Origin of the sequence: Streptomyces sp. NPDC048514 (genome assembly GCF_043199955.1) — a bacterium.
In the GTDB taxonomy this organism is placed as follows: Bacteria; Actinomycetota; Actinomycetes; order Streptomycetales; family Streptomycetaceae; genus Streptomyces.
On sequence record NZ_JBICWT010000008.1, the window covers coordinates 201018 to 214947 of the forward strand.

Below are 13930 nucleotides of genomic sequence, written 5' to 3' on the forward strand. Positions count from 1 at the left end.
GCTGACAAGCCCGTAAGGCTTTTCGAAGCGCTGCGGTCACGGGGCCGCTCGCAAGCCCCTGCGCGCCCGGCGGCCCCGGCCGGCCGGTCAGCCGGATCTGCGGAAGCCGATGGTCGGCACCGCTCGCCGCAGTGGCCAGGGCCGGTCCAGTTCCCGTTCCTCCGGCACCAGCCCGTCGAGGAACGCGTACCGCCGCAACGCCGCCGGGTCCTGCCCCTCCACCGACTGCACCCGCCGCCACCACGCGCCGATCTCCGACCACCCCGGCGCCGACAGCGATCCCCCGAACTCCTGCACCGACAGCGCCGCCGTCAGCCCGGCGAACGCCAGCCGGTCGGCCAGCGGCCACCCCGCGAGGGAACCCGTCACGAACCCGGCGACGAACACGTCCCCCGCGCCCGTCGGATCCAGCGCCTCCACGGCGATCGCGGGCACCTCGGCGGCCTCGCCCGTGCGCCGGTCCACCGCGTAGGCCCCCTCCTCCCCGAGGGTGACCACGGCCACCGGTACGTACTCGGTCAGCGCGTGCGCGGCGAGGCGCGGGCAGTCGGCGCCGGTGTACCGCTTCGCCTCCTCCGCGTTGGGCAGGAACGCCTCGCAGTGCCGCAGGTCGGTGAGCCCCGCGAGATCCCAGGCGCCGGTGTCGTCCCAGCCGACGTCGGCGAAGATCCGGGTGCCCTCGCCGGCGGCCTGGGCGATCCAGGACGCCGTCGTGCCGGGCGTGAGCGAGGCCACGGCCGCGCGGGCGCGGGGCGGGCAGTCGGGCGCCGTCTCCTCCGGGGGCGGCTCGTGCCCGTGGGACACCATGGTGCGCTCGCCCTCGTACGCCATGGAGACGGTCACCGGCGAGTGCCAGCCGGGCACGGTCCGCGAGGCCGACAGGTCGATGCCCTCGCCCCGGGCGAGCGCGTCCCAGCAGTACTCGCCGTAGTGATCGTCGCCGAAGGCCGCGGCGAGGGAGGTCTTCAGGCCGAGGCGGGCCAGGGCGGCGGCCATGTTGGCGACGCCGCCGGGGCTGGAACCCATGCCCCGGGCCCAGGACTCGGTGCCGCGCACGGGCGCCGAGTCCAGGCCGGTGAAGATGATGTCGAGGAAGACCGTGCCCGTGAGGTAGACGTCCCAGGGCGGGTCGCCGGGTGTGCGCAGCGCGCCGAGCGGGTCGACCTGGGCCTGCCGGCGCCCGGTCTGTGTGAGGTGTTCCGGTTCCTCTCCGGCGGTGAGGTGCGACGGGGTCACGGTGCGCTCCCTGGCGTGGTGCGGATCTGGCCAGTGTGCACCAGGACATGCCCGGGACCGCCCGTGCCGCTCGTCACCAGCGGGGCATCACCGGTGTCCGCCACCCCGGTTCGGCCGCCCGCATCGCCGCCGCGTCGTCCCGGTCGCGCAGCGCACCGTCGTCCTCGGCCCACCTGCGGTGCAGCCGGGCCAGTTCGTCCCGGTCGAGCGCGACACCGAGGCCCGGCTCGTCGGACACCACGACCGAGCCGCCGGTGAAGGCGATCCGCTCGGTGAGGACGTCCTCCGACTGCCAGGGGTAGTGCGAGTCGCAGGCGTGGTGCAGGCCCGGCACGGTCGACGCCACGTGGGTCATCGCGGCGAGGCTGATGCCGAGGTGGGTGTTGGAGTGCATGGACACCCCGACGCCGAAGGCGGCGCAGATCGCGGCGAGCCGCTGGGTGTTGCGCAGTCCGCCCCAGTAGTGGTGGTCGGAGAGCACGACCTGGACGGCGTCCCGCGTGAACGCCTCCTTGATCTCCCCGAAGGTGGTCACGCACATGTTGGTCGCGAGGGGCACGTCGGTGCCGGCGGACACCTCGGCCATCGCGGGGGTGCCGAGCGCCGGGTCCTCCAAGTACTCCAGGACGTCCCCGAGTTCCGCGGCCACCTTCAGCGAGGTGGCGACCGACCAGGCGCCGTTGGGGTCGAGGCGCAGCGGGTGCCCGGGGAAGGCCTCGGCGAGGGCGCGTACGGCCGCGATCTCCTCCTCGGGCGGGAACACGCCGCCCTTGAGCTTGAACGAGCCGAACCCGTGCCGCTCCCGGAGCCTGTGCGCCTGTTCCACCACACCGGCCGGGTCCAGGGCGGCACCCCACTCGTCCGGTTCGGCCGGAACGCCCGCGGGGTGCCGGGCCCACTTGTAGAACAGGTAGGCGCTGTACTCCACGGCGTCGCGGACCTTGCCGCCGAGCAGTGCGTGCACCGGCAGCCCGAGCGCCTTGCCCTGGGCGTCCAGGCAGGCGACCTCGAAGGCGGACAGCACGGACAGCCGCAGTTTGTCGGCGCTCTGCACGCCGCGCAGCCCTCCGGCGTCCACGGCGCCCGCGACCCGTGACTCGTCCACTGCGAGGTCGATGGCGAACAGGCTGTTCACATCCATGACCGAGCGGCCGGGTAGGCGTTCGGCCAGCGGGCGGGCGACGTCCAGGTACCTGGCGTCGCCGTAGGTCTCGCCGAGCCCGGTGGTCCCGTCGGCCGTGACGATCTCGACGATCAGCCGGGGGGTGTACGGCTGGTGCACGCCCTGGGTGTTGAGCAGCGGCGGGTCGGCGACCAGGATCGGGGTCAGCCGCACCTCGGTGACGGTCAGGTCGCGGGTCACAGGGCGGCTCCTACGAGGTCGAGGCCGGCGGTGAGCAGGGCCTCGAGGCCGGCGAGGTCGGCGGGCGAGGGCTCGGTGAGCGGGGCGCGCACGGGGCCGACCCGCTGTCCGCGCAGCCGGGCCGCCGCCTTCACCAGGGACACCGCGTAACCGGGTGCGCGGTCGCGGATTTCGACGAAGGGGACGTAGAACGCGCGCAGCAGCTTGTCGGCCGTCCCGTGGTCGCCGTCGCGGAGCGCGGCGAAGAAGGCGCCGGCGATCTCGGGGGCGAAGGCGTGCACGGCGGAGGAGTAGGCGGGGACGCCGACGGTGGCGTAGGCGCGGGCCTGGATCTCGGCGGTGGCGGCGCCGTTGAAGAAGAGGAAGCCGTCGGGGGCGGCCAGGGTGAGGCGCTGGAGCCGGTCGAGGTCACTGTGGCCGTCCTTGAGGCCGATGACGTTCGGGATGCGCGCGATGCGCCGCAGCGAGTCCACCGTATAGGCGACCGGACCGCGCTGGTAGGCGATCAGCGGCAGCCGGGTGCGGGCGGCGAGCTGCTCCAGCTGGGCGGCGAGGCCGTCCTGCGGGGCGTCGACGAGGTAGTGCGGCAGCACCAGCAGGGCGTCGGCCCCGGCCTCCTCGGCGATCCGCGCGAACCGGGCGGCCTGCGCCCAGCCGTATCCCGTACCGGCCACCACGGGCACCCGGCCGGCGGCCTCCTCGACGGCGACGGCGACGACCGTGCGGTACTCGTCCTCGTCCAGCGAGAAGAACTCGCCGGTGCCGCAGGCCGGGAAGAGCGCGCCGGGGCCGGCGGCGAGCCGGTCGGCCGCATGGGCGCGGAAGCCGTCGGGATCGAGCGTGCCGTCGTCGTGGAAGGCGGTGAGCGGGAAGGACAGCACGCCGCGGGCCATCCCCTCCCGCAGCCGCCGCGCCGAGTCCTGCGGAGCCGGGTCGCCGCCCACCTTGACCATCTCCCCTTGTGAATGCCGTCTATGTATAAGAACAGAGGCTAGATACACGAACACCGGAGCGTCAATGGGAGCCCGTCATCCGGGCAGTGGGGGCGTGAGGGACGGGCACGAAAAAGAGCCCCATCCCGCACACAGCGGGGTGGGGCTCTCGTCTGGAGCGCTGGGCAGGCCTTGCACCTGCATCTCCCCGCAGGAAGCGGGGCGTCTTTCCTTGGACCACCAACGCACGGCCTGGCACCGGGTGTTCCGGCGACCGCGACGTGATCAACTATAGCGCACACCCGACGGGGCCATGGACAGCGACGGAAGCGTCCGGCGATGCGGGCGCGCGCGTCTACCCCGTCGAGTCACCTCCAAACGCGGCAGTGATCGGGATCACTCACCCCAACCTTCTTCCGGCACCGCGTGCTTGATACAACTTGCTCGCGCGTTCCTGTCCGTCGACGGTCGTCGCCCCCTCCCCCCTTCCGAGCCGCTCGGCTCCTTCAGCCTGCCTGGGAACGCCCGTGTCCGCCCCCCGCACCCCGCCCTGGCCTCTCGTCGCCCTTTTCACGGCCGGGTATCTCGCTCCCTATCTGCTGCCGACCACCGTCGGCAGACTCGACAGCGGTCTGCCGCTCACCGCCACCGAGGCCGGCGCCATCGGCAGTGCCCTGCTGCTGAGTTCGGCCATGGCGGGGTTCCTGCTGGCCTCCCGGGTGGACCGGACCGGTCCCCGCACACTCGCCCGCACCGGCCTCGCCCTCGCCGTCGTCGGCTACGGCGGTGCCGCGCTCACCGGCGCCGTACCGGCCGTCGTCGCGGGCGCCCTCGCCGGCGGCTTCGGCTCGGGCACGGTCACCGCGGTGGCCGCGAGCGGCATCGCCGCCCTCGGGGTGTCCCCCGTCCGGGCAAGGCCGAGAGCCTGGGGGAACGACCCGCACCGCGTCACCACGCTGGGCCTGCTCTGCGTCTCCGCCCTCGCCGGCGCCCTGTACCTGACGATCCCGCACCTCGGCCCGGGCCACGGCCTCCCGATGGCCGCCCTCGCGCTGACCGCGCTCGCCGTCTGGCCGTTCACCGGCCGTCTGTGCGCCGGTACGGCCCCGGCCCGCGCACCCCTCGGGCACGGCCGGCTGCCCCGGCTCCGCGCCGGCCTGCTGCTGGCCGCCGCCATGCCCTGCTGGTCCCTCGCCCAGAACTCCCTCTGGGGCGTCAGCGGCCGCATCGGCCAAGCCCAGGCCCATCTCACCGAGGTCACCGTCGGCGCGGTCTTCGCGGTCGCGCTCGGCGCCGGACTGCTCGGGGTGCTGGGCGCGGGCGCGCTGGGCCCGCGGCTGGGCCGGGCCGTGCCGATCGGCGCCGGAACCGTGCTCATCGCCGGCTGCATCGCGCTCAGCGCGTCGGCGACGGACCTGCCGGCCTTCGCCGCCGGCGAGATCTCCTGGAACCTGCTCTACCCGGTCGTGCTGTCGTACGTCCTCGGGCTCGCCGCCTCGCTGGACCCGCGGGGCCGCTGGGCGGTCCTGGTCGGCTCGGCGTCCTCGCTCGGCACGGCGGCGGGCCCGCTGGCCGGGAGCGTGCTGGCGGGACGGGCGGGGTTCCCGGCGATGGGTCTCCTGCTCGCCGCCGGGCTGCTGCTGATCGCCGTGCCGATGACTGCGGTGGCCCTGCGCCCGGGCAGGCGTACGGCCGCCGTCGTCACCGCGCCACGGGAAGCCAGGCGTCCCCTGCCGGTCGTCGAAGTCCCGGTGGAGACGCCCGTCATCGCCGCCCGGACCGCCTACGACACCGCTTCGCCGAACTCGTACGCCGCCACCTCGGCGAGGTAGCGGGCCCGGCGCTCCTCGTCGTCCTCCAGGAAGGAGGCGAGGAAGGAGTTGCGCGCCAGCTCCCGCAGCCGCTCCTCGGTGAGCCCCAGGGCCTGCCGTACCGCCGCGAAGTTGTCACCGGCGTATCCGCCGAAGTACGCCGGGTCGTCGGAGTTGACCGTGCACAGCAGGCCGGCGTCGAGCATGGCCGGCAGCGGGTGGTCGGCCAGGGTGTCCACGGTGCGCAGGCGGACGTTGGACAGCGGGCACAGGGTGAGCGGGATCCGGTCCCGGACCAGCCGCTCCACCAGCGCCGGGTCCTCCACGCAGCGCAGGCCGTGGTCGACGCGCTCCACACCGAGCACGTCCAGCGCCTCGGTGATGTACTCCGGCGGCCCCTCCTCGCCGGCGTGCGCCACGCGGCGCAGCCCGAGCGCGGCGGCGGCCTCGTACACCTCGCGGAACTTCACCGGCGGATGCCCGACCTCGGCCGAGTCCAGGCCGACCCCGGTGATCCGGTCGAGGTACGGCTCGGCGGCCGCGAGGGTCTCCCGTGCCGACTCGGCCGACTCGTCCCGCAGGAAGCAGAGGATGAGGCGGGTGGAGACCCCGTGGTTCTCCTCGCTGCGGCCGAGCGCCCGCCACAGCCCCTCCACGACCGTGCCCATGGACACGCCCCGGGCGAGGTGGGCCTGCGGGTCGAAGAAGATCTCCGCGTGCCGGACGCCCTGCGCGGCGGCCCGGGCCAGATAGGCGTTCGCCAGGTCCGCGAAGTCCTGCTCGGTACGCAGGACGGCCATCAGCTCGTAGTACAGGTTCAGGAAGGACTGGAGGTCCTCGAACCGGTACGCCTCGCGCAGTTCCCCGGTGTCGGCGTAGGGCAGTTCGACGCCGTTGCGGGCGGCCAGCTCGAAGGCCAGCTCGGGCTCCAGGGTGCCTTCGATGTGGAGGTGCAGTTCTGCTTTCGGGAGGGGCATCGAAGCATCGTACGACCCACCCCTGGCCTGCTGTTTCACCGGCGCTTGGGGACCGGCACCCGCTGCAGGTCGTGCGCCACCGTCAGCTCCCCGCCGAACCCGGCCGCGCGCGCCTGCCGCTCGAACTCGGCGGGGTCGGGGTAGCGCTGGCTGAAGTGGGTGAGGACGAGATGCCGCACCCCTGCGTCCCGGGCCACGGCGGCCGCCTGCCCGGCGGTCAAGTGGCCGTGGTCGGCGGCGAGTCCGGCGTCCTCGTCGAGGAAGGTGGACTCGATGACGAGCAGGTCGCAGCCCTCGGCCAGGGCGTGCACCCCGGCGCAGAGCCTGGTGTCCATGACGAACGCGAACCGCTGCCCGCGCCGTACCTCGCTGACGTCCTCCAGCGTCACGTCCCCGAGCCGGCCCTCGCGCTGCAGCCTGCCCACGTCCGGCCCCTTGATCCCGTGCGCGGCGAGGCGCTCGGACAGCATGCGGCGCCCGTCGGGTTCGGTCAGCCGGTAGCCGTAGGACTCGACGGGGTGGGAGAGCCTGCGGGCCTCGAGGGTGTAGGAGGGGGTCACCGCGAGGGTGCCGTCGGCGGTGACCGGGGCCTCGGTGAGGCGGACCGTCTCCCGGTAGGCCGTCGCGTACCGCAGCCGGTCGAAGAAGTGCTGCCCGGAGCCCGGGTAGTGCGCGGTGACGGGGTGCGGGACCTGGTCGAGGTTGATCCGCTGGATGACGCCGGCGAGGCCGAGACAGTGGTCACCGTGGAAGTGCGTGACGCACAGCCGGTTCAGGTCGTGCGCGGCGACCCCGGCGCGCAGCATCTGGCGCTGTGTGCCCTCGCCGGGGTCGAACAGGATTCCCTCGCCGTCCCACCTCAGCAGGTAGCCGTTGTGGTTGCGGTGCCGGGTCGGGACCTGGCTGGCGGTGCCGAGGACCACCAGTTCACGGACGGACATGGCGACTTATCCGGGAGGCCATTCCAGGCCACGGCCGCCGAGGAGGTGCGCGTGGGCGTGCCAGACGGTCTGGCCGGCGCCGCTGCCGGTGTTGAAGACGGTGCGGTAGCTGTCGAGCTTCTCGCCCGCGGCGACCTCGGCGGTCTCGCGCAGCACGTCGGCGCAGAGCTGGGGGGCGCCGGCGGCCAGGGCGGCCGCGTTCTCGTAGTGCGCCTTCGGGATCACCAGGATGTGCGTGGGCGCCTGGGGGTTTATGTCCCGGAAGGCGACGGTGGTGTCGGTCTCGCGGACGATCGTCGCCGGGATCTCACCCGCGACGATCTTGCAGAACAGGCAGTCGTCCTGCGGTTCGCCGGCCATACGCTGCGCTCGCTTTCGCCGATGATCGATACGGGGGCATGTTAGTCGTTCGGGTGCGGGCCCGTGGGGGGCCTTCGCGCGGTTCCCCGCGCCCCTGGGGCCGGCAGGTCGGGCGGTGTCCTCGCGGGACTCGTCTCCAGTGACTCCAGCGCGAGCCGGATCGCCGCGTCCAGCTGGGCGTCCCTGCCCGCCGCCCAGTCCTGGGGGCGCTGGACGACCTCCACGTCCGGGTCGACGCCGTGGTTCTCCACGTCCCAGCCGGGGCCGTCCAGCCAGATCGCGTACTTGGGCTGGGTGACCAGTGTGCCGTCGACCAGGTGGTAGCGGCTGTCGATGCCGATGACGCCGCCCCAGGTGCGGGTGCCGACGACCGGGCCGATGCCGAGGGCCTTGACGGCCGCGTTGACGATGTCGCCGTCGGAGCCGGAGAACTCGTTGGCGACGGCGACGACGGGTCCGCGGGGTGCGTCGAGCGGGTAGCTGGTGGGGCGCATGCCGCGGGCCAGGTCCCAGCCGACGATCCGGCGGGCCAGCTTCTCGACCACGAGCTGGGAGGTGTGGCCGCCGCGGTTCTCCCGGACGTCGACCACGAGCCCCTCCCGGGCGACCTCGACGCGCAGGTCGCGGTGGATCTGCGCCCAGCCGGGGGCCTGCATGTCGGGGACGTGGAGGTAGCCGAGCCGGCCGTCGGAGGCCGCGTGGACGTGGGCGCGGCGGCCGGCCACCCAGGCGTGGTAGCGCAGCGGTTCCTCGTCGGCGATGGGCACGACGACCGTGTGGCGCGGTTCGCCGCCGCCCGCCGGGGAGACGGTCAGCTCCACGGCGTGGCCCGCGGTGCCGGCGAGCAGCGGGCCGGGTCCGGTCACCGGGTCGACGGGGTGCCCGGCGACGGCGACGATCGCGTCGCCGGGGCGTACGGCGACACCGGGCGCGGCCAGCGGGGAGCGGGCGTCCGGGTCGGAGGTCTCGGCGGGCAGGATCCGGTCGATGCGCCAGCTTCCGTCCTCGTGACGGGAGAGGTCGGCGCCGAGCAGGCCGTGCCGGCCACCGTGGCCGGACCGCGGGGTGACGTAGGCGTGCGAGGTGCCGAGTTCGCCGTGCACCTCCCAGAGCAGGTCGACCAGATCGCTGTGGGTGGCGAGCCGGGACAGCAGCGGCCGGTAGCGGCCGAGGACCCCGTCCCAGTCGACGCCGCCGAGGTCGGGCCGCCAGAAGTGGTCGCGCATCAGGCGGCCGGTCTCGTCGTACATCTGCCGCCACTCGGCGGCCGGGTCGACGCTCTGCCGGACGCGGGCGAGGTCGACCGTGACACTGCCGTCGCCGTCGTCGTCGGCACCGGTGCGGCGGTCGCCGGGTACCACCCGGAGCCGGCCGCCGCCCCACACCAGGACGCGCCGGCCGTCGCCGCTGACCTCGAAGTGGTCGGCGTCGGAGACCAGGGGCTCCAAACGCCGCTGGACCAGGTCGTAGCGCTCCAGCTCGGTGTGCGGATCCGGGTCCTCGGGGTGGGCGCGGGCCGCGCCGAGGACGCCGTGCACGGGGTGGCGCAGCCACAGGACGCCGTCCTTGGCGGCGCGCAGCGCGGAGTAGCGCCCGGCCTCGACCGGGAAGGGCACGATCCGGTCGGCGAGGCCGTCGAGGTCGATTCGGGTGGCGGGGGCGCCCTCGCTGTCGGGGGTCTCGTCCTTGTCGGCGGTCTCGAAGGAGCGGCCGTGCCGCTGCGGACCGAACGGGGACGGGGTGACGGCGGCCAGCGTGATCAGGTGCGGCCGGGCACCGACCACGAACGCGAGGTCGAAGGCGTGCTCGTCGTAGACCGGGTCGAAGGCGCGGTTGGAGAGGAAGGCGAGGTGTCTGCCGTCGAGGGTGAAGGCGGGCGCGTAGTCCTGGAAGCGCAGCGGCGTCGCCTCGGTGACGGACAGGTCGGTGGTGTGGGCGATGCGCAGCTGGGACAGCGGGCGGGGGCCGGGGTGGGCCCAGGCCAGCCAGGCGGAGTCGGGTGCGAAGGCGAGCCCGCTGACCTCGCCGTCGTCGCTGCGGTCGACCTCGCGGACCTCGCCGGTCTCCCGCTCGACGAGCAGCAGCCGCCCGTCGTGCGCGGCGACGGCGACCCGGCCGCCGTCGGGCGACACGGCCAGTTCCAGGACCCGGCCGAGCTGCCCGGCGGCGAGCCGGCGGGGCGGGGCGCCGGGGACGGTCCCGGTCGCGGGGGCGAACTCCAGGGCGTCCTCGCCCTCGGCGTCCGTCACCCACACCGCCCACTCCTCGCCCTCGCTGCGGAAGGCGCGGGGCAGCCGGGCGCGGACGCCGGGGGTGGCGGCGAGGGCGCGGGCGGGGCCGGAGCGGTGGGTGACCCAGTGGACGCCGCCGCGCACGCAGACGGCGCTGCCCCGGGCGGTGTGGTCGGGGGAGGCCTCCGTGAACCAGTGGGAGGCGTTCACCGGATACGGCCGCAGGTCCGGGCGGGGTCCGCCGGGCCGTACCCCGAGCCGGCGCGGCTCGGCGCCCTCCAGGTCGTCCAGCAGCCACAGGTCACCCGCCGCTGCGTAGACGACGCGGTTTCCGTCCCCGGCCGCGTGCCGGGCGTAGAAGCCGTCGAGGGGGGTGTGCCGGCGCAGGCCGGAGCCGTCGGGCAGGGAGGAGTACAGCGCGCCGGTGCCCTCGTGGTCGCTGAGGAACGCGATCCGCTCCCCCGCCCACACCGGGCACTCGATGTTCCCGTCGATGTCCGGGTGGAGCCGTACGAACTCGCCGCTGCCGTCGGGGTCGATCCACAGCTTGCCCGCCGTGCCGCCCCGGTAGCGCTTCCAGTAGGCGGACTCCAGGCCCATCGGCGCGGACAGCAGCACGGTGGCCGGTCCGAACGCCACGTCGCCGACCGGCCCGTACGGCAGGGTCTCGGCCGGTCCGCCGTCCAGCGGGACGGCGTGCGCCCAGGTGTGCCGGAAGCTGGGCCGGCCCTGCGCGCCGAGCGCGAGCACCCGCCCGTCCGCCGTCCATCCGCGCACCTCGGTACGGCGGTTGCCCCAGTACGTCAGGCGCTCGGCGGGGCCGCCGTCGACGGGGGCGACGTGCACCTCGGGCGCGCCGTCCCGGGTGGAGGTCCAGGCGAGGTGCCGTCCGTCCGGCGAGATCCGGGGGCGGGTCACCGGCATGTTGTCGGCGCTCACCCGCCAGGCGCGGCCACCGTCGAGGGGCGCGAGCCAGACGTCGTCCTCGGCGACGAACGCCACCAAGTCGCCGTGCAGATGGGGGAATCGGAGATAGCCGGAGATGTCCGTGGTCCCCGTCGAAGCACCCTGAGTCACCCCGTCACTGTACGCAGTGGCCGCCGTGCTCCGCTTCCCGTTCCGATCACTTGCCCTCGACGGGCCGGCAGCCGGGGTCGCTCTCGCACCAGACGGTGCGGGTGACGGTGACCGTCACGGTCGGCCGCGGCTGCCCTCCGCCGGGCGGCCGGTACGTCGGCCCGGGGGGCGTGGCGTCGCAGTCGCCCAGCCCGCGCACGTGGAACACCCGTCTGCCGCCGACCTCGGCCGTGAGGTCCCCGCGCACGCAGGCGCCGTCGACGGCCTTGGTGACCTCGCCGGTGACGGTGATCTTCCGCCTGTCCCGGGTCTCCCCGCGGCAGTCGACGGAGACGACGGTGGTCTCGCTCGGCGACGGCGTCCTCCGCGCGGGGCCGCCGCCCTTGCCGTAACTCCCCGTGCAGCTGAGCCAGCTGACGTCCACGTGCTCGTGTTTCAGCTGCGCGGTCGCGGTGGTGTCCGTGGTGTAGGCGACGGTCGCGGAGCTGAGATCGCCCGGCCGGCACGCCGCCGTGGCGCCCCCGGCCACCACGACCAGGCCCACGACGGCCGCCGCCCGCGCCCCGCGCCGCTTCCGTGCCCCTGCCGTCCATGACGTCCATGCCCCCATGCAGGGCAGCGTGCCACCGCCACGGACGGTACGAAAGACCGCATACGGCCAGTCACCCGTTCGTGGCCCGGGCCCGCCGGTGCCGTCAGCCGCGCAGCAACAGCCATTCCTGGAGCTCGACCAGGTTGCCCTCCGGGTCCTTGAGATGAGCGACGCGCATGCGGTCGGTCATCGGGGCCGGTCCGTGCAGCAGGGTCGCGCCCCGGGAGGTGATCTCCGCGCAGTAGGTGTCGAGGTCGTCCACGCGCAGCACGACGAGGGAGCGGTGGCCGGTGGCGCTCTCGCCCAGTTCCTGCAGGAACTGGGCCATCATCACCCGGTCCTGTAGCGCGATCCCGGCGGAACCGGCGTGCGGGCTGAACTTCTCGTACGGTCCCTCGGCCGCGCCGGACTGCGGCTTGAGGCCGAGGACGTCGGCGTAGAAGCGGTAGCAGGAGGCGAAGTCGGTGACCAGAAGCCGGACTTGAGCGAGTTCCACGGTGAGTCCCCCAGGTGGGTCAGGACCAGCGGCCGGTGCGGCCCAGCAGGAGGGCCGCGGCGGCGGTGCCGGCGGTAGATGTACGCAACACGGTAGGACCGAGGACGTACGGCTTCGCACCCGCCTCCGTGAAAACGGCCAGTTCCTCGGGGGAGACACCGCCCTCGGGGCCGACGACCAGCACGATCTCGCCCTGGGCGGGCAGTTCGGCGGTGGCGAGCCGCTCGTCGCCGCTCTCGTGGAGGACGGCGGCGAAGTCCGCCCCGGCCAGCAGCGCGGCGACCTGCCTGGTCGTCGCCGTGTCCGCGACCTCGGGGAAGCGGACCCGGCGGGACTGCTTGCCGGCCTCGCGGGCGGTGGCCCGCCACTTGCCGAGGGCCTTCAGCCCCCGCTCGCCCTTCCACTGGGTGATGCAGCGGGACGCCTGCCAGGGCACGACGGCGTCGACGCCGACCTCGGTCATGGTCTCGACGGCCAGTTCGCCGCGGTCGCCCTTGGGCAGGGCCTGGACGACGGTGATCCGCGGGGCCGCCGGGGGCTCCTCGTGGACGGGATCCAGGTCGCCGACCACCAGACGGTCCTTGCCCTCGGCCGCCTTGACGACACCCTCGGCCCATCGGCCGTGCCCGTCGGTGAGGACCACGTCCTCGCCCGGCCGCAGCCGCTTCACCGATACCGCGTGCCGGCCCTCGGGTCCGTCGAGCACGAACTCCGGCCCCACGCGGTCGAGTCGGTCGACGACGAAGACGGGCGCGGTCATCGCCGGTCACCGCCAGGCCCGGGCAGACTCGACAACGCTGTCCTGGCGTCGGCGAGTTCGGCCGCCAGCACCTCCACCAGCCGGCCGGCGGGCAGCTCCCGGGCCAGCCGGTGCCCCTGCCCGGCCCACAGCGCCATGCCCTGCGCGTCCCCGGCCTTGGCGGCGGCCTTGCGCAGCGGGGCGGTGAGGTGGTTGACCTCCGGGTAGGCGGCGGGGGCGTACGGGCCGTGCTCGCGCAGGAACCGGTTCACCAGGCCGCGCGCCGGGCGTCCGGTGAAGGCGCGGGTCAGCTCGGTACGCACGAACAAGGGGTTGGTCAGTGCCTGTTTGTGCTGGTCGTGAGCGCCGGACTCGGGGGTGGTGAGGAAGGCGGTGCCCAGCTGGGCCGCGCTCGCGCCCGCCGCGAGGACGGCGGCGATCTGGCCGCCGCGCATGATGCCGCCGGCGGCGACGATCGGGATGCTCACGGCCTCGCGGATCTGCGCGATCAGCGACAGCAGCCCGATGCCGGAGCCGTCGTTCTCCGCGACGTCCCGGTGCGTTCCCTGGTGACCGCCGGCCTCCACGCCCTGCGCGATCACCGCGTCGGCCCCGGCCCGCTCGACCGCGCGCGCCTCCTCGGCGGTGGTGGCGGTGACCAGCGTGAAGGTGCCTGCCCGGCGCAGCGCCTCCAGCGCCTCCGGGCTCGGCACGCCGAAGTGGAAGGAGACCACCGGCACCGGGTTGTCGAGGAGGACGGCGAGCTTGGCGTCGTAGCCGTCGTCCCGGCCGCTGTCCGGATCGCCCAGCTCGGTCTCGTACCAGGCGGCCTCGCCGGCCAGCTGGTGGGCGTAGACCTCGACGGCGCCCGACTCGGCGTACTCGGGCTGGGGCATGAACACGTTCACGCCGAACGGGCGGCCGGTGAGCCCCCGCAGTTGCTTGATCTCCTGGTACATGCCGTCGGCCGTCTTGTATCCGGCGGCGAGGAACCCGAGGCCACCGGCCTCGCAGACGGCGGCGGCGAGCTGCGGGACGGAGACACCGCCCGCCATGGGGGCCTGCACGATCGGGTGGGGGGAGAGACCGGTCAGCGCGGAGGACATGAGCGCATGTTGTCACGTCCTCCGTACAAGTCCGAATCCGGGCGTCCCGCGGCATAGGCCAGGGGCATA

General features: G+C 74.3%; 12 protein-coding genes. 1 reads left to right on the forward strand and 11 read right to left on the reverse strand.

Going from position 1 to position 13930, the window contains the following annotated elements:
• Positions 1 to 87: 87 nt before the first annotated feature.
• The 3 genes from ACGFT2_RS19460 to ACGFT2_RS19470 form a co-directional block, all read right to left on the reverse strand.
• Positions 88 to 1236: a carbohydrate kinase family protein gene (locus ACGFT2_RS19460; RefSeq protein ID WP_393279553.1), complete on the reverse strand. Its 1149-nt coding sequence runs from the start codon at positions 1234 to 1236 to the stop codon at positions 88 to 90.
• Between the two features lie 73 nt (positions 1237 to 1309).
• The gene (locus tag ACGFT2_RS19465) at positions 1310 to 2599 is read right to left on the reverse strand and encodes a glucarate dehydratase family protein (protein WP_393279556.1); all 1290 of its coding nucleotides are present in this window, start codon (positions 2597 to 2599) and stop codon (positions 1310 to 1312) included.
• Positions 2596 to 3552, reverse strand: a complete 957-nt coding sequence (locus ACGFT2_RS19470) for a 5-dehydro-4-deoxyglucarate dehydratase (protein WP_393279559.1) — start codon at positions 3550 to 3552, stop codon at positions 2596 to 2598. Before ACGFT2_RS19470 ends, ACGFT2_RS19465 begins: the two co-directional genes overlap by 4 nt.
• Before the next feature lie 506 nt (positions 3553 to 4058).
• On the opposite strand from ACGFT2_RS19470, the gene ACGFT2_RS19475 reads away from it, so the two are divergent.
• Complete coding sequence (locus ACGFT2_RS19475; RefSeq protein ID WP_393279561.1) at positions 4059 to 5363, forward strand: MFS transporter; 1305 nt, start codon at positions 4059 to 4061, stop codon at positions 5361 to 5363.
• Here ACGFT2_RS19475 and ACGFT2_RS19480 read toward each other — a convergent pair.
• From ACGFT2_RS19480 to ACGFT2_RS19515, 8 genes are all read right to left on the reverse strand, one after another.
• Entirely contained in the window at positions 5315 to 6319 is a 1005-nt protein-coding gene (locus ACGFT2_RS19480; protein WP_393279564.1) for an adenosine deaminase, read from the reverse strand. The two genes, ACGFT2_RS19475 and ACGFT2_RS19480, sit on opposite strands and share 49 nt — an antisense overlap.
• Before the next feature lie 35 nt (positions 6320 to 6354).
• Complete coding sequence (locus tag ACGFT2_RS19485; protein ID WP_393279566.1) at positions 6355 to 7260, reverse strand: ribonuclease Z; 906 nt, start codon at positions 7258 to 7260, stop codon at positions 6355 to 6357.
• Between the two features lie 6 nt (positions 7261 to 7266).
• Positions 7267 to 7620: a histidine triad nucleotide-binding protein gene (locus tag ACGFT2_RS19490; RefSeq protein ID WP_393279569.1), complete on the reverse strand. Its 354-nt coding sequence runs from the start codon at positions 7618 to 7620 to the stop codon at positions 7267 to 7269.
• A gap of 41 nt (positions 7621 to 7661) precedes the next feature.
• The gene (locus ACGFT2_RS19495) at positions 7662 to 10928 is read right to left on the reverse strand and encodes a S41 family peptidase (protein WP_393279571.1); all 3267 of its coding nucleotides are present in this window, start codon (positions 10926 to 10928) and stop codon (positions 7662 to 7664) included.
• Positions 10929 to 10974: 46 nt separating this feature from the next.
• Positions 10975 to 11538 carry a hypothetical protein gene (locus tag ACGFT2_RS19500; protein ID WP_393279574.1) on the reverse strand — a complete coding sequence of 188 codons (564 nt, stop codon included), beginning with the start codon at positions 11536 to 11538 and terminating at the stop codon, positions 10975 to 10977.
• An 85-nt stretch (positions 11539 to 11623) separates the two neighbouring features.
• Positions 11624 to 12016, reverse strand: a complete 393-nt coding sequence (locus ACGFT2_RS19505; protein WP_393279577.1) for a VOC family protein — start codon at positions 12014 to 12016, stop codon at positions 11624 to 11626.
• Between the two features lie 19 nt (positions 12017 to 12035).
• On the reverse strand, positions 12036 to 12776 hold the full coding sequence (locus tag ACGFT2_RS19510; RefSeq protein WP_393279580.1) for a 16S rRNA (uracil(1498)-N(3))-methyltransferase: 741 nt from the start codon (positions 12774 to 12776) through the stop codon (positions 12036 to 12038).
• Positions 12773 to 13861 (reverse strand): nitronate monooxygenase, encoded by a 1089-nt coding sequence (locus ACGFT2_RS19515; RefSeq protein ID WP_393279582.1) that lies wholly within the window; start codon positions 13859 to 13861, stop codon positions 12773 to 12775. The genes ACGFT2_RS19510 and ACGFT2_RS19515 overlap by 4 nt, the downstream gene beginning before the upstream one ends.
• Positions 13862 to 13930: the final 69 nt, after the last annotated feature.